Annotated in this window: 15 protein-coding genes; 12 read left to right on the top strand and 3 right to left on the bottom strand. The window is 44.8% G+C overall.

The genetic code is table 11. From position 1 onward, the window contains the following. Positions 1-269: 269 nt before the first annotated feature. The 3 genes from AABK39_RS10845 to AABK39_RS10835 all read right to left on the bottom strand — a co-directional run bounded on the left by AABK39_RS10845 (position 270) and on the right by AABK39_RS10835 (position 4,976). Positions 270-1,781: an NADH-quinone oxidoreductase subunit N gene (locus AABK39_RS10845; protein ID WP_338391370.1), complete on the bottom strand. Its 1,512-nt coding sequence runs from the start codon at positions 1,779-1,781 to the stop codon at positions 270-272. Positions 1,782-1,876: 95 nt separating this feature from the next. Further along, the gene (locus tag AABK39_RS10840) at positions 1,877-3,550 is read right to left on the bottom strand and encodes a complex I subunit 4 family protein (protein WP_338391369.1); all 1,674 of its coding nucleotides are present in this window, start codon (positions 3,548-3,550) and stop codon (positions 1,877-1,879) included. A 412-nt stretch (positions 3,551-3,962) separates the two neighbouring features. Next, positions 3,963-4,976, bottom strand: a complete 1,014-nt coding sequence (locus tag AABK39_RS10835) for a LacI family DNA-binding transcriptional regulator (RefSeq protein WP_338391368.1) — start codon at positions 4,974-4,976, stop codon at positions 3,963-3,965. An 831-nt stretch (positions 4,977-5,807) separates the two neighbouring features. Between AABK39_RS10835 and AABK39_RS10830 the strand changes: the two genes are divergently transcribed. The 12 genes from AABK39_RS10830 to fbaA all read left to right on the top strand — a co-directional run bounded on the left by AABK39_RS10830 (position 5,808) and on the right by fbaA (position 26,262). Next, positions 5,808-8,891 carry a SusC/RagA family TonB-linked outer membrane protein gene (locus tag AABK39_RS10830; protein ID WP_338391367.1) on the top strand — a complete coding sequence of 1,028 codons (3,084 nt, stop codon included), beginning with the start codon at positions 5,808-5,810 and terminating at the stop codon, positions 8,889-8,891. A 29-nt stretch (positions 8,892-8,920) separates the two neighbouring features. Then, a complete protein-coding gene (locus tag AABK39_RS10825; RefSeq protein ID WP_338391366.1) occupies positions 8,921-10,408 on the top strand; it encodes a RagB/SusD family nutrient uptake outer membrane protein in 1,488 nt (495 codons plus the stop codon). Positions 10,409-10,422: 14 nt separating this feature from the next. Beyond that, a complete protein-coding gene (locus AABK39_RS10820) occupies positions 10,423-10,923 on the top strand; it encodes a DUF5004 domain-containing protein (RefSeq protein ID WP_338391365.1) in 501 nt (166 codons plus the stop codon). Positions 10,924-10,987: 64 nt separating this feature from the next. Further along, positions 10,988-12,187, top strand: a complete 1,200-nt coding sequence (locus AABK39_RS10815) for a hypothetical protein (protein ID WP_338391364.1) — start codon at positions 10,988-10,990, stop codon at positions 12,185-12,187. Between the two features lie 63 nt (positions 12,188-12,250). Further along, positions 12,251-13,561 carry a SusF/SusE family outer membrane protein gene (locus AABK39_RS10810; protein WP_338391363.1) on the top strand — a complete coding sequence of 437 codons (1,311 nt, stop codon included), beginning with the start codon at positions 12,251-12,253 and terminating at the stop codon, positions 13,559-13,561. Between the two features lie 262 nt (positions 13,562-13,823). After that, on the top strand, positions 13,824-16,856 hold the full coding sequence (locus AABK39_RS10805) for an alpha-amylase family glycosyl hydrolase (RefSeq protein ID WP_338391362.1): 3,033 nt from the start codon (positions 13,824-13,826) through the stop codon (positions 16,854-16,856). Between the two features lie 256 nt (positions 16,857-17,112). Beyond that, positions 17,113-20,262, top strand: a complete 3,150-nt coding sequence (locus AABK39_RS10800; RefSeq protein ID WP_338391361.1) for a SusC/RagA family TonB-linked outer membrane protein — start codon at positions 17,113-17,115, stop codon at positions 20,260-20,262. 9 nt (positions 20,263-20,271) lie between these two features. Continuing rightward, positions 20,272-21,744, top strand: coding sequence for a RagB/SusD family nutrient uptake outer membrane protein (locus AABK39_RS10795; RefSeq protein ID WP_338391360.1), 1,473 nt, complete (start codon positions 20,272-20,274; stop codon positions 21,742-21,744). Between the two features lie 12 nt (positions 21,745-21,756). After that, positions 21,757-22,299: a DUF5004 domain-containing protein gene (locus AABK39_RS10790; RefSeq protein WP_338391359.1), complete on the top strand. Its 543-nt coding sequence runs from the start codon at positions 21,757-21,759 to the stop codon at positions 22,297-22,299. Between the two features lie 12 nt (positions 22,300-22,311). Beyond that, the gene (locus tag AABK39_RS10785) at positions 22,312-23,580 is read left to right on the top strand and encodes a hypothetical protein (RefSeq protein ID WP_338391358.1); all 1,269 of its coding nucleotides are present in this window, start codon (positions 22,312-22,314) and stop codon (positions 23,578-23,580) included. Between the two features lie 33 nt (positions 23,581-23,613). Further along, positions 23,614-24,939, top strand: a complete 1,326-nt coding sequence (locus tag AABK39_RS10780; RefSeq protein WP_338391357.1) for a hypothetical protein — start codon at positions 23,614-23,616, stop codon at positions 24,937-24,939. Positions 24,940-25,197: 258 nt separating this feature from the next. Then, positions 25,198-26,262, top strand: coding sequence for a class II fructose-bisphosphate aldolase (fbaA, locus tag AABK39_RS10775; RefSeq protein WP_338391356.1), 1,065 nt, complete (start codon positions 25,198-25,200; stop codon positions 26,260-26,262). The last annotated feature ends 116 nt before the right edge of the window (positions 26,263-26,378 follow it).

Raw genomic sequence — 26,378 nt, 5'->3', positions numbered from 1 at the left:
GGAGTTTTCCGAATTTCAATTTTGGACGTTGGCTAAAACCGGAAATAGTTAAAAATCCCAATAGTAGTACAAGTAGAATTCTTCTCATGATTCTAAAAATATGTAAAGAAATATTGTAGGTAATTAAATTTATAAAAATTGCTTTGATAGCAAAAGGTATTCTGCGTCTGGATTAAATTTTATCTTCGATTTTTTTGATGAAAATAGTGATGGGAATAAAAAAACGCCCTGTGGGAAGGGCGTTTGAATATCGTCTAGAATTATGTTTTTTATTTAAAAAAGGCAGGAATGCTTTCTATAAAGCTTGTGACAATTTCAGGATCAAAGAATAAGAATAATACAGGAGCGCTTAGTGTAACAAGTAAAGCGTATTCTCCTTTGCCCAGCTTCTTTGTGGTTAAGTCACTGCTTCTGAAATACATTACGTATGGCAACCTTAAGTAGAAGGAAAGCGCTATTACGGTGTTAAGAACCGCAGTGATGAAAATGACAAGTAAAATAGTGCTCTGTTGCGTAGCGAAGGCTTCCCACATTGCGGTGAAAATCCTGATTTTTCCGGTAAAGCCCGCTGTCAACGGAAGCCCAATCAGGGAAGCCATGACCAATACGGTCGCTATTCCGTATGTCGGTTTTTTTAAACCTTCGCCATTGAATGCCCGGAAGGATGTGCCGTGACCGTCATTTTCGCGTATTTGAATAATCATAAACGCGGCGGTATTCATAAAAAGGTATACGGCCAAGTAAAACATCAGGGCTTGAAAACCCGAAGGCGTTACGCATAGCGCCGTGGCGATAAACAAACCGCCTTGGCTTACGGAAGAGAAAGCCATCATCCGCTTTACGTCCCTTTGGGATAAAGCGAGTAGGTTTCCGCCCGTAATCGTAACGGCCGCGATAGCACCCAGCAATATCTTGCTTCCCTGAATAATTTCGGGGTTCTGAAACTCCACTCCCGAAAGCGTCTCGATGAATCTGAGTAAAATGGCGATGCCGGCGATTTTCGGTACCGTTGAGAAGAAACTGACCAACGGAGTCGGAGCCCCTTCGTAAACGTCTCCCGCCCATGGATGGAATGGGAACGAGGCTAACTTAAAGAGAATACCGGCTACTGCCAGAAATGTGGCAACGTAGAAAACTGGTGGCTCGATAGCTTTTAGTGTTTCGGAGGAAATCATGTCCGAAAAGTCCAAGCTTCCCGAAATTCCGTAAAGCAAGGAAATTCCAAATAGCGAAAGCCCGGTAGTAGTGGCGCCGAAGAGCAGGTATTTTATGGCGGCTTCCGATCCGTTTCTTTTGTTTGAGAATCCGGTAAGGGCATAGGCACAAACGGAAATCAGCTCTAATGCCAATACGGCCATGGCCCAATGCGCGGTACGGACCGCAAAAAGGGAGCCCAATACCATTCCCATCAGCAAGATGTGATACTCGGCGGTTTTGTGGAACGCTTCGGCTCTGTAGTATAAAGTAAGGAAAACGGTGATCAACGTTCCCAAAATAACCAGTGCTTGCATATAAGCCCCGGCTTGGTCATAAACCAGCATATTCCCGAAATAGCTTTCGGATATGGATGATGAGGGGCTTTTCCAGTCAATGAAAATCGCCAATCCGGCAAAAAGAAGCCCGGCGATAGAAATCGGGGCGAAGTACCGGTGTTGTTCCTTTTTTCTATAGATAATAGAAGCCACGACCAACAACAGAATCGTGATGGTGATAGTGACTTCGGGGCCAAGCCTTTTGCCTCCGTTCAGTAAGTCGTGAAGTTGTTCCGTCAACGAATTCATATCGGACAGATAAGTTTGGAAGCGCCAGAAGGCCGAACTTCCGTTATGAATGACGAACGGCCCGGAAGGCCGTCCGCTATGAAATGTCTAGAGTTTTAGAGCCACTCGCTTATGCTCTTGACCAAGGCGGAAATATCCGCGTCGGTCAATTTGAAGATGATATTCGGGAAAAGCCCGAACACGATCGTAAGCGCGGCCAGCGGGTACATCAGCATTCTTTCGTGAGCCGAGAGATCAGTCATTTTGGCCGGATCGTGATTGGCCTTGACGCTGTATTTGCCGAAGAACATGCGCTGAAGGGTCCATAAATAATAGGCCGCTCCGATAACCAGACCGCTGACAGCGACAATTGCCATCCAGTGCGGTAAAAGACCATTGATTGTGTTCGACCCGAAAGCGCCCAAGAAGACTAGGAGCTCGGCGATAAAACCCGAGAAGCCCGGAAGTCCAAGAGAAGCAAAAAAGCCGATGATAACTATTGTGGTGTATTTCGGCATCGCATTAGCCAACCCGCTGTAGTTGCTGATCATTCGGTCGTAGGTTCTGTCGTAGACCACTCCGGCTATCAGGAAAAGCAAGGATGCGATAAGTCCGTGGCTGAACATCTGGTATACGGCGCCCTGAACCCCTTCGGTGGTTAGCGAGGCCAAGCCGAGCAAGACAAATCCCATATGCGAGACCGAAGAGTAAGCGACAAGTGACTTAAGGTCTTTTTGTGCCAAAGCGTTCAAGCCTCCGTAAACAATGGATATCAATCCGAAAAGGCCGATCAGCCAAGCGAAGTGAATCGCCCCGTCGGGGAAGATGGCGTAGCCGGTCCTCAAAAGCCCGTAACCGCCAATTTTCAGTAGAATTCCGGCCAATACGACGGAAATCGCCGTCGGAGCCTGGACGTGAGCGTCCGGTAACCAAGTATGAAATGGAACAGTAGGCAACTTAATGGCAAACCCGATGAGGATAAGCAAGAACGCCCACATCCTGAAGCCGAGGCCTAGGAAAGTGTCCGTGTTCAAGGTCGAAAGCAAGCTGTCCGGGATGAGGTTCGCCTTGTCTGTCATGTAATCCAAGTCAAAAGTCCGGACCAGATTGTCGGCCGAAATTTCGCCTTTGGATAATTTTTCCTGTACCAGTTCAATCGCGTTTTGCTGTCCGGCCAAGCCAAGCTTTTCGGCGGTTTCCACAGGATCGATCACGGAAGTGTAGAGAGCGATCATCGAAATCAGTATAAGTACCGAACCGAAAAGCGTGTACAGAAAGAACTTGATTGCGGCGTATTCCCGTTTAGGTCCGCCCCATATTCCTATAAGGAAATACATGGGGAGAAGCATGAATTCGAAGAAAAGGTAAAACAAGAAAAAGTCCAATGATACGAAACATCCGGCCACTGATGCGCTTAGAATCATCAGCAGGGAAAAGTATCCTTTGGCTTTTTTCTCAATATTTTTGCTGGCCATGGTTCCGAAGAACATGACGATGGCGGAGAGCAACAGAAGGCTTATGTTTATTCCGTCTACGCCAACGTGATAGTCTATCGAAAGAGTGCCCATTTGGCCCAATTTCATGGTTATCCAGTCGTATTTCTCATGAAAAGCGAACCCGTCGGTAATTGAGCTTTTGAAGTTGATACAACAAATTACGGCCAGCGTCAACTGAATGGCGCTGGCGGTCAAAGCAGTGAGGTAATAGAGTTTTTTCCGCTCTTTGGGCAAGGCCAGAATCACGGCTCCTGCTAAAAGCGGTACTAAGATAATCCAACTTAACAAGTCCATAACCTTATATCCTTAATAGGGTCGGGTTTTAAAAATTCCGAATCCGTTTTTGGTTTCGGGATTGCCTTTCCTTTTGTGCTGTAGACGCAATAACAGCGAGGTTAAAGAAGAGGCGTTTTCTGTGATTACGTTCGCAAAATTAAGATTTATATCGTTTTCACAGGTACAAAAATAAGGAATAAATGACCCCGTGTTGAAATTGGGTCTTCGCTTGTTTTAGGTTTCCTTAGTATGGGTTTGTGTATTAGGGAGTTGTGAGTGTGCGTCTTTGTCCGTAATTACTCGATTGGTTTCGTGTTTTTGTCGCCGAATCGGTACGTTGGAAAGGTTGGCGGTGTTTTTGGCTGAAATAAAAAACTCGATAAAGCCGAAGTTGGCCTTATCGAGTCAGAATTTCAAATCAGAATTATTTTTAAAGAGTCGAGCCTCTTTCTATGAGTTGGGTAGGAAGGACTTTGATTTTCGGTCCGTCCTGATTTTTTTCGTCCAAGACATCGAAGAACATTCTGGCGGCTTCTTGGCCCATCTCAAAACCCGGTTGATGGATACTGCTAAGGGTGGGCTTGGTGAGTTTGGTAATAACTGGGTCGTTGTTAAAACCTACAACCGAAATGTCTTTTGGAGCTTCAAGGCCTTTTTCGTTGATGGCCATCAGCGCTCCCGCGGCGGCATTATCGTTTACAGCGAAAATCCCGTCGGGACGTTCCGGCAATTCCAGAAGTTTTTTCGTTTGTTCGTAGCCCGAGTCGATGTCGCCGGCAGGGACGATAAGTTGTTTGTTAACTTTAACCTTGTTTCTTGTGAGGGCGTCAAGGTATCCGTTCAGGCGTTGCGTACTGATGACCAAACCTTCGGGGCCGCGCAGATGGGCCACGCGTTTTCGTCCGTGCTTGATAAAGTGTTCCGTCGCCTCATAAGCTCCCTCATAATCTTGGCATACTACGCCGGGCGCTTTAATCTCATGGCAGATACGGTCAAAAAAGATCAGTGGAATACCTCTTTTCTGAATCTTTCTGAAGTGGTCGAAATCCGTGGTGCTTTTCGATACCGATACGATAATGCCGTCGACACGGGTGCTCATCAATGTTTCGATCTCTTCCTTTTCCCTTTCGAACGATTCCTTGGATTGGCAGACCATTACATGAAAACCTCGCTCGTAAGCTATATCCTCAATGCCACTGATGATGGTGGAGAAAAAGTGGTGAACAATTTCAGGGACGACTACGCCGATTACGTAGGAGCGTTTTTGCCGTAACCCTTGAGCTATCTGGTTGGGTTGGTAGTCTAGTTTCTCCGCAAGTTCACGTACCGCTTTTTTAGTCTTCTCGCTAATATCAGGCCTGTCGTGCAAGGCCCTTGATACGGTAGACACTGAAATGTTCAGTTCCCGTGCCAGGTCCTTGATCGTCGCTTGGGTCTTTTTCATTGCTCTTCAGTTAGGGGGTGTATGTTGTATCGAAGCGGATTTCCCTTCGTAAACAAAACTAAGCTAGTATACGGACAAATGAAGTTTCGCAGATGTTTTTTTTGTTTTGCCCGAACTTTTCATGACATAATATTATACGGGCACTGATTTGTTGGAGTTTTCAGGTCCTAATAACGTCTCTTAATTGTGTTTTACCATTCTCGTAAATTGAGATTCCGTTTATCACTTTTTTCTTGACGAGGCGCCTTTAGGTGATTTTTGAACTAGAATCAACTGTTTTTAACGTGAGAGGCTTTTTGTTTATGTAGCCTTCGATAAGTGAGTAGGAAGAGACACAAGGGAGTTACGTTATTGCAGTGATTATGTAATTGGCTGTATTTTAATGCGTTGAGTTGGGTTTCGGTGGTTTGGGTTGTATATGATGTTATTTTTTGAATCTAAAAATGGAGGCAAAAAGCACGCTATGTTGCTGTCGGCCTTTTTGTTTGTCTTCATGTGGGCCAAGACTGGGGCTTTATTATGACTTTTTGATTTTTATATGACTGAGCTAAGAACGGTGGGCTGTTATACCCAATATTTTCATTTTGATATTTTCGATTTACGAAAACGTTTTCGTTGAAAGTTCTTAAAAATGAGGTGTGTTACCTGACAGGTTTTCATTAATCATCATTAAAATTGAGTCATCGATACGATAATTTCAACGAAAGGGAGTGCTCGCCGATTATTAGGGGGATTTTAAACGTTTCTTCGGAAGCGGATCGGCATTGCACTTTCCTTAGTTGAATAAGGGTTTTGCAAGATTGAAGATTATTTGAACTAACCTTTAGACTTATGAGGCAAGTTTATCTGCTTTTTAAACCGTTCTTACTGACAGCGCTAATGCTTTTTATGGCGGTGGCGTCTTATGCGCAGACGAGAATGGTGACTGGTAAGGTCATTTCCGCGGAAGATAACGAGGGAATACCGGGAGTGAGTGTGGTGATAAAGGCGAAAGGTACCGGCGTCGCTACTGATTTTGACGGAAACTTTAAAGTTGAAGCCCAAGCAGGCGACGTACTTGTGTTTTCTTTTGTGGGATTTTCCTCTCAGGAAATAACGGTGGGTAGCCAGTCGGCGCTTACCGTAAAACTTGAGTCGGACGTTAAGGCCTTGGACGAGGTCGTTGTTGTTGGTTACGGTGTGCAGAAAAAGCGTGACGTTGCCGGCGCAATTGCAAAAGTGGACGCTCAGGCGCTTACCGCTACGCCAACACCTTCTTTTGAGCAGGCGTTGCAAGGTAAAGCCTCTGGTGTACAGATTATTCAGGGTTCGGGTATGGCCGGTTCTGGTTCTGTTGTCCGTATTAGGGGTGTAGCTTCTATTTCCGGTGGTGGCGATCCATTGTATGTGGTCGACGGTGTGCCGATTTCGCAAGACAACACTGCGAAGATCGGTTTTATGAATACAAACCCGCTTTCTACGATCAACCCTAATGACATTGAGTCTGTAGAGGTTCTTAAAGATGCGGCTTCCGCTGCTATTTATGGTGCTCGTGGAGCGAACGGTGTAATTATCATTACAACAAAACGCGGTAAAGGCGGTAAGCCTTCATTTAACTACTCGGCCAAGGTTGGTGTTTCTAAGCCTACAGAACTCCCTGAGTTGCTGAACGGCGCTGAATGGTTGCAGATGCGTCAGGACGCTTGGGAAAATGACGGAAACACTGGAGCTGCGCCGATTCCGGGGAAAACAAACCCGAATTCGACTCCAGAAGAGCGTTTGGCCGCTTTCAAGCAAGCCCAAGGTGTTGACACTGATTGGTTGGACTTGGTGACCCGTACGGGATTCAACCAAGAGCATAACTTTTCTGGAAGTGTAGGTACGGACGATGTTCAGGTTTATGCCGGCATCTCATACAAAAACACTGAATCTTATATCGAAGGCAGTGGCTTTGATCGCTTTTCGGGAAGGGTTAACCTTGACTGGAAAGTTATTGACGATTTGAAAATCGGATTTACAAGTTCATTGGCTCGAAGTGAGACTCGTTTGGTGGCTCCGCCATGGGATTACGGTTGGAAAGCCGGTTTGGGTGGTGCTATGTCGGGTGCATTGCCGATCTACCCTGTTTATGACGCTGACGGAAACTACGATATTTCTAATGGCGACAACTCGATGCTGATCAACGAGTACCTTAACTGGAAAACGGTTGAGACGCGTACAATCAATAACGTGACCTTCACTTATACACCGATCAAGAATTTGACGGTTATGGCGATGGGTGGTTTTGATTACAGCAGACTTAATGAGCAGAAGGATCGTCCGAAAGAGCTTTTTGCAGGACAAGATAACGCTAGGGATCAGTACTTTGACGGAAAGCGTGACATCTACAACTACACTGGTACCGTTACGGCCAGTTACCTTTTGGAGCTGAACTCGAATCACAGGTTTAACTTCCTGTTAGGTGCCGAGACTCAGAAACAGACGACAAAATACAAGAACTTCTCGGAGCAATACGTAGTTGACGACGCTACTGGCGACGGGCAGTGGGAAGAGACGGGGCGCACTAAAGCAGCTGACGACACTTGGTCTTTCCTTAGCTATTTCGGTCGTGTAAACTACACAATCAAGGATCGCTACATCTTCCAAGGTGTTATGCGTGCTGACGCTTCTTCTAAATTCGGTAAGAACAACCGTTGGGGATTCTTCCCGTCTGCTTCTGCGGCCTGGGTAGTGTCTGAAGAGGACTTCCTTAAGAATAGCGACATCATCAGCTTCTTGAAGTTGAGATCATCATACGGACGTACGGGTAACTCTAACATCCCTTACGACAGCCGTTTCGGTACATATTACAACCAGCCTGGCGGTAACCCTGGTTACAACGGCGACGGAAACATCATTACTCCTGAAAACCGTTCGAACCCGGACCTGAAGTGGGAAGTGCTTGACAGTTACGATTTAGGTTTGGAGTTGAATTTCTTCAACGACAGGGTGCAGACAGAAGTGGCTTACTACTACAAAAAGACTTCTGACGCTCTTTTGAAAGTTGTACCTGCCGCTTCTAGTGGACAAGGGCCTGCTTATGTGAAGAACATTGCGGAGATTGAGAACCAAGGTTGGGAATTCTCATTGAAAACAACCAACATTGACGGCCCATTCAAATGGACTACGGATTTCAATATTGCGATCAACAACAACGAGGTTCTTGACCTTGGCGGAATTTCTCCTGATCTGATCGAAGGTGGTACCAACGATACTCGTGTTGAAGAAGGACAGCCTATCGGTTCTAACTTCCTCGTACGTTATGTCGGTGTTGATCCGGAAGACGGATTGCCAATCTGGCTTGACAAAGATGGTGTTGAGACAAAAGAATTCGACCTTGACAACCGCGTGTTCGCAGGAAGCGTAACTCCTGATTTCACTGGAGGTATCACTAACAAGTTCATGTACAAGAACTTTGACCTCGAAGTGCTTTTTACTTTCTCTAAAGGAGGAAATATCTACGGTAACTCTGACAAGCGCCAATCGTCATTCATGACTGACTGGAACGTACGCAAAGACTTGGCGGACTACTGGACAGGCCCTGGCGACACTGACGCTCGTTATCCAAGACCAACGCTCGAAGGATACGAAGGAGTGACGGACGCTTGGCAGTACAACTCTACCATGTTCCTTTACGATGCTTCGTTCTTGCGCCTTAGAAATGTTACTTTGGGGTACACGTTCCCTGCTAGCATGCTGAAAAGAATCGGTTTGGGTAACGCCCGAGTATACATGACTGGCGTTAACTTGCTGACATTCACGAAGTATCCAGGCGGTGATCCTGAAATCGCTCGCGACTTTGACAACCCTGCCGACCGTAACATGAGCTCGAACGTAACGTTCCTCACGGCTCCGCAGGAAAAATCATTCATCTTCGGGGTGAACGTATCATTCTAATTTTCAGTCGAATCCAAACTAGAGGAAAAATGAAACTAAGAAGATATATGATGTCCGCGCTGATGGCCGGAGCGCTGTTCTCGACCGGATGTGATGGATACTTGGATTATGAGCCGAATAACGACAAGCAGCTTGAGGAAGACATCTTGGTAAGCGAGGAAAACCTTGTCAAGATCCTTAACGGAGCGTACAGTAATTTGGCAGGCGGGGAATTCCTCGGTGGCCGTACGCAACACCTCAGCGAATTGTTGGCGGATAATGTTAACGGTTCTGCGCTTATCGAAGGCGAAAGGGGCGTGTACACCCGTAATACCGATATTTTTGACGGATTTAAGAACGACGCTTACACTAAAGGGTATAAAGCGATCCGTAACGCTAACCTTGTCTTGGAAAACCTTGACTTGGTAGGCTTGCCGGGTAATCCTGAAAACCCTGAGTCAGTTGAGGAAATCAACAAGCGTAAAATCGCTTTTGAAGCTGAGGCTCGTTTTATCCGTGCGATAGCCCACTTTGAGCTTGTTCGCCTTTGGGGTAAGCCTTATGTGGCTTCTTCGGCGGATGCCGATCTCGGTATTCCTTACCGTCTCAGCTCCGATCCGACTATCGCTCCTGTAAGGGAGACTGTGGCTCAGGTTTACTCTAATGTCCTTGCGGACTTGAAATTTGCCGAGGCGCTTTCTGATAACAATGATCGCCAAGGACAGACCCGCTGGGCAGACAAATGGGCGGCGAAAGGCTACCAAGCCAAGGTGTATTTTCAGATGAACGACTTTGAGAACGCTCTGAAATACGCCGATGATGTTTTGAAAAACAGTGGCGCTACGTTTGACGAACGTCCTGATTATATCCTGCACCGATTTGACGAAAAGGCTGTTTCTGAAGAGATTTTCGGGATCGTTAGCCTTGGTACAAATAACGATAATGGTGGTGAGCTTAGGGGTAAGTATTACTTTGACGAAAAAGTGATTACGCACTACCCAATGGCGGAAGGATTGGCGAAAGTCGCCGTTGACAAAACGGACAGACGTATGCTGTCTTACGATAACGGAGAGACTAACGAGGGCATTTTGGCACTGGCCAAATTCAAGTCGATCAAATACGATATCGACGGTGACGGAACGTTGGAGTCTGAGCTTAAGAAGACCTACATGCAGGTGCCGCTACTCCACTACACGCAGTTGCTTTTGACTAAAGCGGAATCCGCTGCCGAACTCGGTCAACTTGACGTAGCCGGCACGGCGTTGACAAAAGTGCTTGATAGGGCTTACACCTCAGGCAAAATCGCACCGATTACGAAGAAAGCCTTGATCGACGAAATCAGGCTTCAGCGTCGTTTGGAATTGGTTGGTGAAGGTGACCGAATTCACCAGATCAAGCGTATCGGAGCAAAAGGTGAAGCCTCATTTGCAAGGGGAGCCAGCTGGAATTGCCCAGGTCTGTCTATTCAGTTTCCTAAGTCGGAAATCGATAGTAACAGGGGTAACTTCCGCGCTAACGAAGAAGGTGGTTGTAACTAATTAAGCGAAGGACGATGAAAAAATTCTCAAGATATATGCTTATGGCTGCCGTGGCTCTTTTTTCGTGGGCCTGCCAGCCGGACGATCTCAATGACCTTGAGACGCCCAATTACGAGTTGAGGAAAGAAGGCGTTGTTGGCGCTTGGAAGGTAAACGCGGTGAAGCTGGTTGACGTTCCGTTGGCCGCCATTGACGATCCTTTGGCCGAGCAGGATGTTACGGACGTGTTCGACGCTTCCCAACTTGAATTCACTTTTAAAGCGGACAATACCTTTACCATCAAGAAAAAAGAGGGATCAAATGCCCCGAATTTCTTTGGTGTGGAATCGGGCACTTGGAGCTTTTATGAAGAGGAAGGTGGATTCGTTACGAAAATGAAACTCACGGAAGGCGACAAAAGCGTTGACCTTGTTTTCGAGAGCGCTCCTCGTCCAGGACATAGTTTAAGCGTTTCTTTCGTAAGAAATGCGGGTGGCGAGGATATCCTCAAATATGTCTACGACTTGAATCTTTGATGACGAAATAGGGGAGGCTCTTATAGCCTTCCCGGTTTTTCGAAATTTTTAAAAGAGGAAAACAATGAGAAATTTAAGATACAGTTTGTCAGCCCTTTTGGTTTTGGTGACAAGTTTCGTCTGGGCACAAGAGAAACCGGCGGAATATTACACTAGCCCTGCGGCTTTCAAAATGACCGACGAGATTACGCTTTATGTGGATTTGACAGGGACCGGACTCGAAAGCCGAGATGATCTTCATATCTGGTCATGGCTGAATGGTGATAAAAACTCGAAATACAACGGTGAATGGGGTGCCTCTGCCGACGAATCTAAGCTTACGGCTGTAGAGGACCGCAATAACACGTTCTCGGTTACTTTCACTCCAAGCGATTGGTTCGGTACAGAGGATGTTGCCGGTGGAGGTATCAACTTCCTTATCAAAGCCAAAAACGGTGATGATGGAAAAACTGCTGACGTTAAAGACGACGATTCGGTAAAGCCTTTTGACTTCAGTACAATGTCGAAAGAGAAAGCGGTGATCGTACCTGCCGTGTTTGATGCGGACACTGAAATCTCTCTTGTGATTAACGTTCGTAACGCTGTGAAAACAGGGAAGAAAAATATCCCTGATGAAGGTCCGGTTTTTCTTCATGCAGGAGTTTCCCTTGCTGGAGGACCATGGACAAATGGGCGCGATTTTGACTCTGGAGATGACACCCAGATGACGAAAGTTAATGATGAAGGTGTCTGGATGATTTCATTTGTGCCTAGTAAATATTTTAAGCTAAAGCCAGAGGAAGCGAAAATTCTGACTGGAATCTATTTCGTGGCCAATAATGGATCTTGGGGTGATTATGAGTTTAAGGATGGGGATAATGATTTCTTGATTAAACCTTATGCTGAAGACAAGTCGGCCTCTAACATCCGCTTTTTCCCATCGGCTATGACAGCTGACGATATGGTATTCATCCACTTCGACAGGAATCAAGACGTAAATGGATCGATGCCATTGGCGGACACGGACGAGGTTTTCGTGAAGTTTTTCGTAAACGGAGAGCCATACGAAATGGACGGAGCGCAAAAAGCTTTCAAAATGAATGACGGCTATAACGGACGTTTTGTGTTGGCCATCATTCCTTCTAGGACTTTTGAAGGCATTGGTGCGGTGGAAAAAGTCGAGTACTATTTCACAAATGCTGATGAGACTGGCGAAACCGTAGTGAAAAAGTATGACAGCAATACGGAGTCTTATATCAACTATATGCTGAACCTCGTGAAATGATAAGCGGGAAAGCCTAGCGCTTTCCTTTACTATCAGAAGTGTTTACGACTAACTTTTTCTGACATGAAGAAACTTAATTTACTAGGAATATACTTGCTCTCGTCATTGGCTTTCACTGCCTGTGACGTGGATCCTTACGTAGAGTTTTCGGGAGAAAAGCCAGCAGACGTTCCAGCTGATGTTACGACTCCTGGTACTGAGATCACCGTACCTACGGACATAATGTATTACGGAGGTGATAAAATCTCGGTAAGCGTAAAACTGACCGACGAGGTTAATCTTAAGGAAGCGAACGTAAAAGTGTTCTTGCCGGGTTCCAAAGTTGCCCTCACTAGGGTTGAGGAACTGAACGGAACCGAAAAAACACTCGCTTACGAAATCGACAACGATTTTCTGCCTAATCTGGAATCAGGGCTTGCCAAAGTTCAGGTTTCGGTGAAGGATGCTTCGGGTAATTTCAAAAATAGCTCTAAAACTTTTGCCGTTGAGCGTCCGGCAATCGAAACAATGTATGCGGTGATTTCTGGCGATCCTGAAAAGGTGGTTGAGATGACCAAGTCTGAAGACAATGAGGACGCTTGGACTCTTAAAGAGGAAATCCCTGTTAACGCCGAAGTGATGTTCTCGGAAAAAGAGGACAAAAGCGGTTTTGTTTGGGGCTTCGTTAGCGAAGGTGAAGGTTTCAGAGGAGACGTAAAATCATCGGATGCTTTTGAGGTTAAGAACGAAAAGGCTGGATTGTATTCTTTTGAATTTAACGTGAAGGACTTCGGTTTGATCGCTAAAGACGCTTCGTTCCCTGAGACTCTTTACCTTGTTGGAGGATCAACTTTGGCGGATTGGTCGCCTGAAAAATCATTGGCTTTCAATAAAGTAACGGATGGCGTGTTTGAAATTCAGACACCTTTGACCGTTTCTGGTCACGGTTTCAAATTCTTGCCAACCCAAGCTTGGGATGGTGATTGGGGCCAGAAAAAAGGCGCTGACAAAGGTGTTCTCGAGCAAGATGACGAAGAGAATGTTACCGTTGAAAAGGATGGCTACTACTTGGTGAAAGTGGATTATCCGAATGGTAAATACACTGTTACCCAACTTAAGTATGGTGTGGTAGGTTCCGCAACTCCTGGTGATTGGTCAACCGATACAGAGATGACATACTTGGGAGAAGGCAAATTCACGCTTGACGTTACGCTGAAAGTTGGCGAGATGAAATTCAGAGCCAATAATGATTGGGCGTATAACTACGGCGACAATGGCGCTGACGGTACTCCTGAGCCAGATGGTAAGAACTTGAACATCACTGAAGCTGGGGAATATACTGTAACTTTGAGCATTGGAACTGAAGGTGTAGAGTACAGCCTTACGAAAAAATAAGAAGATGAATCACTCTTCATTATTATTATAGATTGGAAACAGCATGGTCATTTTGGCTGTGCTGTTTTTTTATAGGTACACGTTCCACGCTATATCTTTTTTAGGATAGTGACGATGTGCCAAGATGTTTTTTGGTTTTCGGATAAGCAAAAGGCCTGATACCAGAATCTTCTTTTAGTTGAAAAATAAGGAGGATTCGCTTTTAGTTGTTCGTGTTTTGAATTACAAACTCTTTTCAGGGAAGTCTTTATCGTACTAAAGTATGAAAAAAAGTTTATTGACAATATTGGCGCTTTTAGTGTCAAACATTATAGTCTGGGGACAAACCTGCACAGCTGATCCCGCTGTGTTTACGGCATTTGACAAGGTGACTTTTACGCTTGACGTAAGCGGTAATACCCAGTTAGAGAACCTGAACCAAGCTTGGATTTGGGCTTGGGATCCTTCGAAAAAATATGGTCCGACTACTAATATAGACCCTGCGACAGCTGAGGCGGACGCTGCCAAATGGACAAAGAAAGACGGGAATATCTGGGAGATTAGCTTTGTTCCCAAAGAATTTCTGAATGTTCCGGACGGAAAGGAAGGTGAACTTAAAAAGCTCGGTCTTTTATTGAAAGGCAGATCATGGGATGACGGAAAAACGCAAGATTTCCTTTTCGATGTTGCCCAAGCTGGCGAGCTTTCCATGAACTTGCTCTCGCCTTCAGGCAATGGGTTTAATCTTTTGGAAAAAGGAGAATCTTTAAAGGTAAAAGCTTCCGCCAACGAGAGTGTGACCTGGACCTTGTCTTTGAGTAATAATAAGATCACGGAGTCTACAGGGAAAAATTTTGATTTCGACCTGACTGTGGCTGAAGATTTCGTGGTAGGGGAATTCGCCCTTACAGCGACAAAAGGTGACAAGTCCGTAGAAAGGAAGTTTACGGTAGTGTTGGAAACTTCGTCGCCGACAGCTGAATTGCCTTCGGGCCTACGAGAAGGAGTAAATTATCATGAGGACAACTCGAAAGCAACATTGGTCTTGTTGGCCCCGAAGAAGAAATTTGTTTACGCTATCGGAGATTTTAACGATTGGAAAGTCAGCGCTGATTTCCTTATGAACAAGACTCCTGACGGAGAGCGTTTCTGGATAACATTGGACGGCCTTGTTTCCAAAAAGGAGTACGTGTTTCAGTATTTGGTAGACGGTTCTATCCGAATAGCAGATCCGTTTACGGATAAAGTAAGCGACCCTCGGGACGATAAATATATCGGTGATGATATTTATCCAAACCTAATCGATTACCCGGAGGGGAAAACGGAATTCAGGGCCTCGGTATTGCAGACAGGCCAAGAGCCTTTTGAGTGGAAAGCCGAAAATTTCCAGAAACCGGAAAAAGAAGACCTTATTATATACGAGGTTTTGGTTCGGGATTGGGTGGCGGACCATAAATACTCAACAGTCGCCGATTCCTTGGATTATCTGAAAGACATGGGTGTCAACGCAATTCATTTTATGCCTTTCAGCGAATTTGAGGGAAATATCAGCTGGGGGTATAATCCGAATTTCTATTTCGCTCCTGACAAATATTACGGAACAAAAGATGACCTCAAGAGACTGATCGACGCTTGTCACGAGAAGGGAATTGCGGTTATTATGGATTTGGTGCTAAACCACAGCTTCCATTCGTCTCCATTGCTGAGATTATACCAGAACCAGGACACAAACGCTCCGGCATCCGATAACCCTTGGTACAATGTCGAATCACCGAACCAAGCCTACAAATGGGGTGTTGATTTCGATCACGAAAGCAAATACACGCAGGCCTTCGTCGATTCGGTTAACAGATATTGGATAGAGGAATATAAAGTGGACGGTTTCCGTTTCGATTTCACAAAGGGCTTTACCAATACCCCTGGCGACGGATGGGCTTATGACCAAGCAAGAATCGATTTGCTCAAGCGAATGGCTGATAAGATTTGGGAAAAGTCACCAAAAGCTTACGTGATTTTGGAGCACCTTGCGGATAACAAGGAAGAAACGGAATTGGCCGATTATGGTATGATGCTTTGGGGAAATATGAACGGAGCGTATAGAAACCTTTCCAAAGGCGAGAACTCGGATATCGGCTGGCAATTCTTCAATAAGAGAGGTTGGAGCAAGCCGGGCTTGATTTCGTATATGGAAAGCCATGACGAGGAACGTTTGATGTACGACGCGATCACTCATGGCAAAAAAGAATCGGCCTATAATATCAAGAACCTGAATACAGCTTTGAGCAGAATGAAAATGCTCACAGCCTTTCATTTCCTGCCGACTGGACCAAAAATGATCTGGCAATTCGGTGAACTGGGCTATGGCCATAGTATTGACCTGAATGGACGAACTGGCGAAAAACCTGTGGAGTGGGGTTACTTTAAGGAAGCGCCTAGAAAAAGGCTGTACGACAGCTATGCGACAATCATCGCGTTGTCGAAGGACGAGTTGTTTTCTGACCTTGATCCCGAATTAAATGTTGCGGGAACCGTAAAGGAAATTCGTTTCCAATCGGGTGATGATCACGCTGTTTTGATCGGAAATTTTGGAACTACGATTAAATCAGTGACGAAGACATTGCCAACGACGGACGGCTGGAAAAATATCTTGACAGGAGAGGCTGTTAGCTTGAACGGGAATCAGTTTGCTACAGATCTATGGCCTGGGCAATTTGTTCTTTTGAGTAATAAGGATCTTGGAGTAAATGTTAGCCCGGAGGTATTTGATATCGCGCCTGCTATTGCGGGGGCATTGGAGAATATCGAAGGTGAAGTGTCAGAGATAGACCGTGTTATTTCGGTAAACGCTCTGTTCCAAGATTTGGCCGATGGAGACCAGGTAAAAGTCGAGTTGCTATCCAACACAAACTCTGAATTGGTTAATGTTACGGTAAGCCCGTCAGGGAACATGGTGATTAAGCATAAAGAAGGCTTTGGGGAAACTACGGTTACTTTACGAGGAAAAGCGCGTTATGCGTATACTGATCGTGAGTTCAAGATTAAAGTAAACCCAACACTTACCGATGTTGATGATCCGGAAGAGGCGGGGATCTCACTTTATCCAATTCCCGTTACGGATGAATTGAGAATTGATGTGCCGTCAAATGTGGAAGTGAAAAACGTTGAATTGCTTGACGCGAATGGAAAAAGGTTGTTGACTGCCGATTTCCAAGATCGTTTAGGGAAGATAAAGCTAGGTGGTTTTGTTACAGGGATTTACTATTTGAGGATCACGACAACAGATGCGGTTTACACTAAACGATTGCTGAAAAAATAGTGAAAAGCTTAATAAAGCGAGATTCTTTTAGGAGCCACTCCATATTTGGGGTGGCTTTTTTGTTGGGTTGAGTAGTGCGAATCGGAGAATATCACAATGTAGGCGTTTTTACTCACATGCTAAAAAGGAATACTGAAAGTAATTATGATTTAAATTAAAACAAGAGTCAATATTTGCTGTTATAAGGTGGAATTAAATCCAGAATAGGGGATTTATTTTATGAAAAATGCTGTTTTGTCCATTAATGACGGTTTAGATGAGGAACAAGTATTGGCTGTTTAAGACTATCGTACTGGCTCTGGCCCTGGCCTTTACGGGTTTTGCGTCCATGGGGCAAACATTGACTGTCACGGGTAGAGTTATCTCTCAGGCGGACGGTGAAAGTTTGCCGGGTGTAAACGTTGTAATCAAAGGCACGCAAGAGGGTACGATTACCGATTGGGATGGTAATTTTGAAATAAGTTGCGACGCTTCTGATTTTCTTGTTTTTTCCTATATAGGGTTTGAAAATCAGGAAGTCGGAGTAGGAGGAAGAACCATTATAAATGTAACGATGACCTCCGATCTAAAAGAACTGGAAGAGGTTGTCGTCGTCGGGTACGGCACGCAGAATAAGCGTGAGTTAACGGGATCAATTGCCCAAGTTTCCGGGCAATCTCTCACGGCCCAACCGTTGCCGTCGTTTGAGGCGGGACTTCAGGGACGGGCTTCGGGAGTTCAGGTTATTCAGTCCAGCGGTGTGGCCGGAGCAGGCTCACAGATAAGGATTAGAGGTACGGGATCTATCACCGCAGGTGGTGACCCGCTTTATGTTATTGACGGTATACCGCTCGTAATCGCCCAAGGAGATAGGGTCGGAGCCGTAAACAGAAATCCTCTATCCTCAATAAATCCGAATGATATCGAATCGGTTGAGATCCTGAAGGATGCTTCAGCCGCTTCCATCTATGGTTCAAGGGGAGCTAACGGAGTGGTAATTATTACTACGAAGAAAGGCACGAAAGCCAGAAAGCCGACTTTTGACGTTAGTTACAGGGTAACCACATCTAGACCTACGGATAAACTTGACCTGCTGAATTCTCGGGAGTACATAGAGGTAATGCAGGAAGCTCAAGAGAATGATTTTATTTACGGTACCGCCGCTGAAATTCCGGGCTATCAATGGCCGTTGTCTCCAGACGGTGTTCAGTTGCCGGGAAACTTTTCGCACGCTGAAGCGCTGAAAGTAGATACTGACTGGCAGGATGAAGTGATCCATACAGGCGTGAGCCATAATGTAGATTTTTCCTTTGCTCAGGGAGGTGAGAAGTTCTCACTCTTTACAAGCGTGTCTTATTCGGACGAGGAATCCTTTTTAAAAGAAAATAATTTTGAAAGATTCAATGTCAGACTAAACGCTGACTATACAGTCAACAATCATATTTCCTTTGGTACCGCTACGGGTTGGACTAGAACATTGGATAACAATGTACCTGTGGCATGGAACGGGGGACTTGGTACTGCGCAGTCAGGAGCGTTGCCATTCTGGCCTGTTCATAACCAGGATGGAAGCTATTACAACTTTCCGACAAGTCTAAACCCGGTTCAGGAAATAGACAACTTAGTCAGGAGGACTCGACAATTACGAACTTTAGCGACCCTATATTTTAACTACCAAATCATCGACGGACTTTCGGTGCGTTGGGAAGGTGGCCTTGATTATATAGATCGGAAATATGATGACTTCCGGAATAACGTATTGGAGACGGTTCCATTAGCTTATCAGGCTAACAATTTCGATTTCAGTTGGAATACGAACCTTACGGCCAATTATGGCTTTTCGGTTGGAGAAGAGCATAGCTTCAAATTACTTGCTGGTACGGAATGGCTGAGATTTGAACAGCATTCAAACGATATAAACGTTCGTTTTTCAGATCCGACAAACCCTGGGGCTCCGATTTACAAGGATCCGAAATTGCCGCCAAGAAGACTGCCTGGTGGAGAGCTGAATCCAGATTATCAAACAACTACTAACCCAATCCAGGCGTTCTCGTTCGTTTCGTACTTTGGTCGTGTAAACTACACTTTCAGAGAAAGGTACCTCTTGACAGCTACGTTTAGAGCGGATGGTAGCTCGCGCTTTGGTGAAAATAACAAATTTGGATATTTCCCGTCGGCATCACTGGGATGGATTGTTACGGACGAAGCATTCCTAAGTGATTCTGATATCCTTACCAATTTGAAAGTTAAGGTGGGGTATGGTAGAACAGGTAATGCAGAAATTGATAATTATGCCCAGTACGGAACCACTAACGTAAATATCCAAAACCCATACGGTCCGGGTGCTCCGGATAGACCAAGCCAAGTTATCGTCCAAGAAAGGCTTTCAAATCCGGATATTTCCTGGGAAACAACAGATGCCTTTGATGTTGCTATTGAGTTTGGATTGCTAAATGACCGGATTTCGGGTGAAGTTGCCTACTACAGAAAAACGACCACAGACTTGTTCTTACAAGTGTCAGTGCCTTCATCAAGTGGTTGGGTCTCTGTTCTAAGGAACATCGGTAAGCTTCGGAACCAAGGGGTGGAGTTTAATATTAACTCGACAAATATTATCAAGAAGAATTTCACTTGGACATCGAATCTGAATGTTTCCTTAAATAGAAATAAAGTGCTTGATGTCGGAGGTGCGCCACCGGATGCCTTGGCGGGATCAGGAGATACAAGGGTAGTTGAAGGCCAACCTATTGGTGTGAACTACTTGGTGAAAGTACTTTATGTGGATCCTCAAACAGGTCGTCCAGTTTATGAGGGCCTGGAAAGAGAGAATGGAAAGATTGTTCGTCGCTTCGAAACGTTTGAGTACGATGCGGATCGAGATCGTCAGGTAGTCGGTAAGCCGTTGCCGGACTTTATTGGCGGATTTTCAAACACGTTTAACTTCCACAATTTTGATGTGTCATTGCTCTTTAACTTCTCTATTGGAGCAAAAATCTATGATGATGCCCAGAAGTTCCATATGAGTAACATTGGAACATGGAACCTGCGAAGAGAAATTCTGGACAGATGGAGAAAGCCGGGAGACATAACTAACGTCCCAAGGTTGACGTTGGACGAGGGAGCCTCTGGAATTTCAAAGTCTCGAAATACGAATGAGTACTTGCACGATGGTTCTTATTTAAGAATGAAGAATTTTACTGTGGGATACACCTTTCCGGCGAAGCTTACGAAAAGATGGCACTTAGACAACCTGAGAGTTTATTTTGTGTCGACTAACCTGTTCACGGTCACAAACTATAAGGGGTTGGACCCTGAAATCTTCAGAGATGTTGAAAATGCTCAACAAGCTAACCTTAGCCCTAATGTGACGTACTTGACTCCGCCACAAGCCAGAACATTTTCTTTGGGCCTTAATGTTACATTCTAATCCGTTCGCATGATGAAAAGAATAAGATACTTACTTATAGTGTTAGTGGTCGGCTCTTTATGCTCGTGTGAAGGGCTGGGCTTCCTAAAGATCAAACCGGATAATTTGATCCTGACAGAAGATGCGGTTAAAACCAAAGATGATGTTAAAAAATACTTGAACTCAGCATATGACGCCATGTCATATTCAGGGGCCTTTGGTGGAAATGCCGCCGTTGCGGCTGATGTGCTGGCGGATAATGTGGTCACTACGAATAATGGTTTCGAATGGAGCCAGATCAGAAGCCGGACAATGAACCTTTTCAACCCGATTGGGCGCGACATTTGGGGACAAACATACCAGGCGATTGATAGGGCAAACTATGTGTATGATATTATCCCCGAGATATTTGACGGAGACCCGGAAGGCGCCGTATTAAGGGCGGAGTGCCGTTTTGTTAGGGCCTTGGGGTATTACCATTTGATGCAATATTTCGCATTGCCTTATGACGCAACCACATTGAATAGGCCTGGTGTACCTGTTCGGTTACGAGGAACTCAGAATATTGAGCAAGCGGCTACGCCAGTTCCTCGTTCCACCGTTCAGGAAGTTTATGCGCAAATCTTTGAGGACTTGTTAGCCGCTATGAATACTCTTCCAGAGGATAATGATTATTATCCAAACAAGTGGGCTGCTAAGTCTTTTCTAGCGAAGATTTATTTTACGGTGGGGGACAATGCTAACGCCTTGCAATATGCTGAGGATGTAATTAGCAATTCCCCATATACACTGGACCAAGATAACGTGACATTCGAAGCTCCGGAGGCAGATAAAGAGAAGTTCAGAGGGTTCGAGTATGATGAAAGAGACGGGAAGTTAATTGTAACTATCCGTAATGTGGAACTGAAATACGCTGCGGCCCAATTTTCTTCATACAGCGAGGATGTAAAGACGAATGAAAACATCTTTTATTTGCCAAGTATAAGTTCTGCAAATAATAGAGCGGGAGGATTGACGGGCTCATATAGAACTAATGCGACTTACACGCCTCAGTTTCAATACACCACATTTCTTGGGAATCTATACAAAGCGATCCCAACAGATAATAGGTTGACTTGGCTTGGAACGGATGCCGGAGATAATAATGATGTCGGAGATTTTATTACTAGATATAATTTTGACTACATGAACGCTCCGATCATTTCTCTAAACGAAGTTTACTTGGTGGCTTCTGAGGCGGCTTTCTCTCAGAATGAAAGAGACAAGGCGAGAATGTATCTAAATGCGATTCAGGCTCGAACTAAGGTTCCGGAAACGGATGTGTCATTAGAGCTAATAAGGCAGGAAAGGCGTAAGGAGTTAGCTTTTCTAGGGTATAGACTGACAGAGCTTAAGAGACAAAGGTCTACTGATATAAGAGGGGTGCCTTGGGATTCGCCAGACCTATTATTCCAAATTCCTGATACCGAGCAGAACGGTAATCCGGATATAATTCTGAACTAATTGTTGGGCGATATGAAAAGAGAATATATAAAATGGTCCATTGCGCTATTTGCGGTCGGATTGATCTTTTGGTCTTGCAAGAGGGATTTTGAGTTTGGGTACCCTTCGCCAAAAATTAATGGGGTTGTTGGGATGTGGACGGCTTCTAAAGTAGAGTTGGTAGACGCTGTAGCTTTAGCTAGCGGAGCTAATAATGTGAAGCTAGATATTACTGATGCTTATAATTTAAAATTAGACCAGTATACTATCACGTTCTCGGCAGAAACGGAAGGGCCGTCGATAATTCCGACCGCATTTATGGTGGAAGCAAACGGAGCTTATAATTTCATCGGGATATCAAGAGGTACTTGGAAGCTTGATAACATGATGTATCCGACAAAGATTCTGTTGCAGGCTTCGGATGCGTTTGATGATGTTATGCCACCTAACGCTAGCTTCAGAATCGTTGCTCCTCCCAAAGAGGGGACTGAACTACGAATCGCTTTCGACAGGATAGTCGATAACGAAGTGCTTTGTAGTTATGTGTATACGTTTGTAAAGGTACCGGAAAACTAAGAATTCGTGGACATGAAACACATAAGGTGCTTTAAAATATTATTGGTATTGAGTGTCATGTTTGCGGTTAACCATTCCGTGTTGGCACAAAACGGGGCAATTCGTGAGATCTGGACTGACCCTGCGGCGTTTACTAGAGATCAGGAGATTACGATATACTTCGATGTCACGGGTACTAATGTACAAGACCCGGCACAAGCAGGGGAAAGTATATTTGTCTGGTTTTTTAATGATTCCGGTAATGCATCCGATCCGTCGATACCGAATGGTCCTTGGGATAATTTTAATACTACGGGGAAGATGCTAAGTCCTGTGGAAGGGATGACGAATGTGTATAGCATTAAATTGACTCCTGAGACCTTTTTTGTTGATGGGAGTACAATGACAGAAATGGAAGGGCTGATTAGAACGGGGAATGGAGGAGAAATAAAGCAAACAGATAATTTTGACGCTAAGAGCAACTCCGCTATTGTCTTCTATGATTATGCGAGTGGAGGGATATCGAATGCATGGCCGGATAATTTCCAAAGTGACAGACCTGTTTCGATTATCGTTGACGTCTCTAAGGCATGGAGCGATGGAGGTACGGAGCAAGGGCAGTTAGTAGGGCAACCTGTTTATATTTGGCTGGGGGCAAATGGTTTCAACCCAGAATCGAAGTACAATACCCTAGGAAATGAAAACGCTGCTTGTAAGGCGGTTACTGGTATGGAGAACCTGTTTCAGTATAATTTCATTCCGGCCCAAACTATGAAAGGCTGGGATGCCGTTTCTCCACCACCAACCCTTAATGAGTTGAATTGGCTGTTTAATAATGGAACATGGACTCTAACGGGTAGGGATGTGAACGGTGCTAACTTTGGAAAAGAAGTTGTTAGGGAAATCTCCTCTACAGCGTTTGCTACCTTTCCAGGTAAGTTCACGACAGAGGATCTTGCAAAATTGACATATAATCCCGCATTGGATATTCCGATGGATGAGGGTGGAAACGTACTTGCCGATGAAGGTTTGTTGACAGGTTCCGTGAATATCTTCGGACAGTTTTATGTCAACGGTGAAAAGTATGGAGATAAGGTCTTGTTTGAGAATAATGGAGATGGGACGTATACGCTGTTCTTGATATACAATAGTGAGGCGTTCATGGATTTACTTAAAGTAGAAGAGGGAAAGTGGGTTCCTATTCCCAATAGTTTTGGGGTGAAATTCACGAATACATTTGGAGAGATTGTTTCTCCCCTTGGAGAAAACCCTCCATTTAAGATTAACATGATCGCTCCTTGACGGTAAGTAGATTGCTTCTCGGTGTTTATCGTTATGAAAAAAGAATTTGAAATGAAGTATGTTAAGAATATAGCGGGTTGGCTTTTCGTCGTCTGGGTTCTTTTCTTTATGTCCTGTAAAGACCCAGAGTCGGGAGGGCCTGGGATTGACTATAATACGGCTCCGAAGATTAGCGATAAAACTGATCAGGAGATGAAATACCCTAGTGGAGGAGAAATTGATATTGACGCGGAGTTTTCATCAACTTTCGGGCTATTGGAAGTCGGAGTGAAAGCTTTTGGTAATTGGACAACCTATAATGTCAGTGGTCCTCTTTACATGTTAGACCAACAAGTTGATATTCCGATTACGACTCCCTCCGCTGAATATGAGTACACATTGCGGATGGTCACCACAAAATGGGATACACTGTTTCTTGCGGGAAAATTTGATGTGGTTCGTCAGATTTTTGGTAAGATTAATATCCCGTCAGATACAAGTTTATATCGGCCGGGTAATGTGGTGAGTTTTAATGCAACAGTGACCTCCGAGACTGAGATCAATTCGGCGGTTTTGACATACAATGAGCAAGCTGTTGTTCTCAATGACATCTCATTGGCGGGTGAAAATCTGTATGTGATAAAAGGTCAAGTGCCTTTAGCTGACAACCTTCCTAAAAACGACTATGACTTGGAGCTTCGTTTGACCAATTTGGGGGGGCAAGAAGGAACTGTGACCGGAGTGCTGAAAGTCGAACCGATAGATGTATTATATTATGTAGGGAACAGTACGGGCACTAATGGCTGGGACGCTCAGGCAGCATACGGACTAACATATAATGTTGCTGAGAACACATTTAAAACTTCAGGCCTTTTCAAATCCACTGGGGATGGTTTTAAGCTTATCGGACAAAGAGACTTCGAGCCTTTACAATGGGGGATTGGTGATATGCCATGGACATTGGAGGATCATGGGGAGAACTTGCCACCTGTTGCAGTTGACGGTTATTACCAAGTGGATGTCAATCTAGTGAAACTCACGTATACAATGAGTCTTGACATGCGCGTAGATGAAGTGGATGAGATGTATGTGGTTGGAACGGCAACAAATGCGGGTGATGACCCAACAAAAGCAATCATGTTGACTAAAGATGCGGAAGGAGTGTTCTCTGGAGTTGTCGTGATGAAGGACTCGGGAACCTTTAACTTTATTGGTCAGAATACGGCCCCTGGCCCAAGAGCTTGGGGGAAAGGTATTCAGCCGGGTCAGTTGCGCTGGGGTGTCGGTCAATTTGAAGGTATTGAGGCGCCACAAGATGCGGGTAATTACTTTATAACTGTTGATTTGCTGGGAGCTACATATAGCATAGCGAAACAGTAAATGTGAATTGAATGAAGCCTTTGTAAAAACGAAGGTCTTGAGAATTTACATTTCAATTTCGTAAATGGTATTAAGCTTGAAAGTCATTAATGTTATTTAAAATAAAAACGTTAATCTTTAAAAGGTTGATTTAGTGTTGTTTGATTCCGATTCGTAGATTGAGAGGCTAGAATTATGATGCGTGTCATATGGGGTTAGATAATAAGTTCTAATTTTGCGTCAGAACGTAAGTCAACAAAGATTACAAAGCATCCTACCATGAAATTCAGATCAGGAGTATTATTCGGTGACGAGGTACAGCAACTGTTTCGTTACGCCAACGAGAACAACTTCGCCATTCCGGCTGTAAATACCATCGGTACCGACTCGGTAAATGCCGTTTTGGAGACTGCCGCTAAGGTAAATTCCCCAGTTATCGTTCAGTTCTCGAACGGAGGAGCTCAATTCTTCGCTGGAAAAGGTTTAAATAATGATAACCAGCGCGCTGCGGTAGCGGGTTCTATCAGCGGTGCGTTGCACGTACACGCTTTGGCGGAACTTTACGGTGTGCCTGTAGTATTGCACACTGACCACTGCGCAAGAAAATTGTTGCCGTGGATCGACGGCTTGTTGGATGCGGGTGAGAAGTATTATGCAGAGCACGGTAAGCCATTGTTCAGTTCTCATATGATTGACCTTTCTGAGGAATCTCTTGAGGAGAACATCGCTACTTGCAAGGAGTACCACAAGAGAATGTCAAAAATCGGCATGACTCTCGAAATCGAGTTGGGTATCACCGGTGGTGAGGAAGATGGCGTGGACAACAGCGATGTTGATGTGTCTAAACTCTACACTCAGCCTGAAGAAGTGAACTATGCGTACGAGGAGTTGCTTTCTGTAAGCCCTAACTTCACAATCGCCGCTTCTTTCGGTAATGTTCACGGAGTTTACAAGCCAGGTAACGTTGTGTTGACTCCATCAATCCTCCGTGACTCACAGGCATACATTAAAGAGAAGCACGGAACTATTGAGAACCCGGTTAACTTCGTATTCCACGGAGGTTCAGGATCAGAGAAATCGAAGATCACTGAGGCTATCGGTTACGGTGCTATCAAGATGAATATCGACACTGATATGCAGTGGGCTACTTGGAAAGGTGTAATGGATTATTACAAAGCCAAGGAAGCGTATTTGCAGGATCAGATCGGTAACCCAGACGGAGAGGATCAGCCAAACAAAAAGTATTATGACCCACGCGCTTGGTTGCGTAAGGCTCAAGAGTCATTTGTGGCTAGATTGGAAGAGGCCTTTGAAGACCTTAACTGCATCGGTAAAAACAAATAAGAGGTTTTTAGGTCAAATGAGTTTGATCAAGCTGACTTAATTAAAAGCACAGGAGGACAACCTTCTGTGCTTTTTCTATTTACATGATATAGCCTAAAGATGCGTGTGAAGGCTAT

It is taken from the genome of Fulvitalea axinellae, assembly GCF_036492835.1.
GTDB lineage: Bacteria > Bacteroidota > Bacteroidia > Cytophagales > Cyclobacteriaceae > Fulvitalea > Fulvitalea axinellae.
Note: the sequence above shows the minus strand (reverse complement) of the source record. Positions and strands in the feature narration are given on the sequence as shown.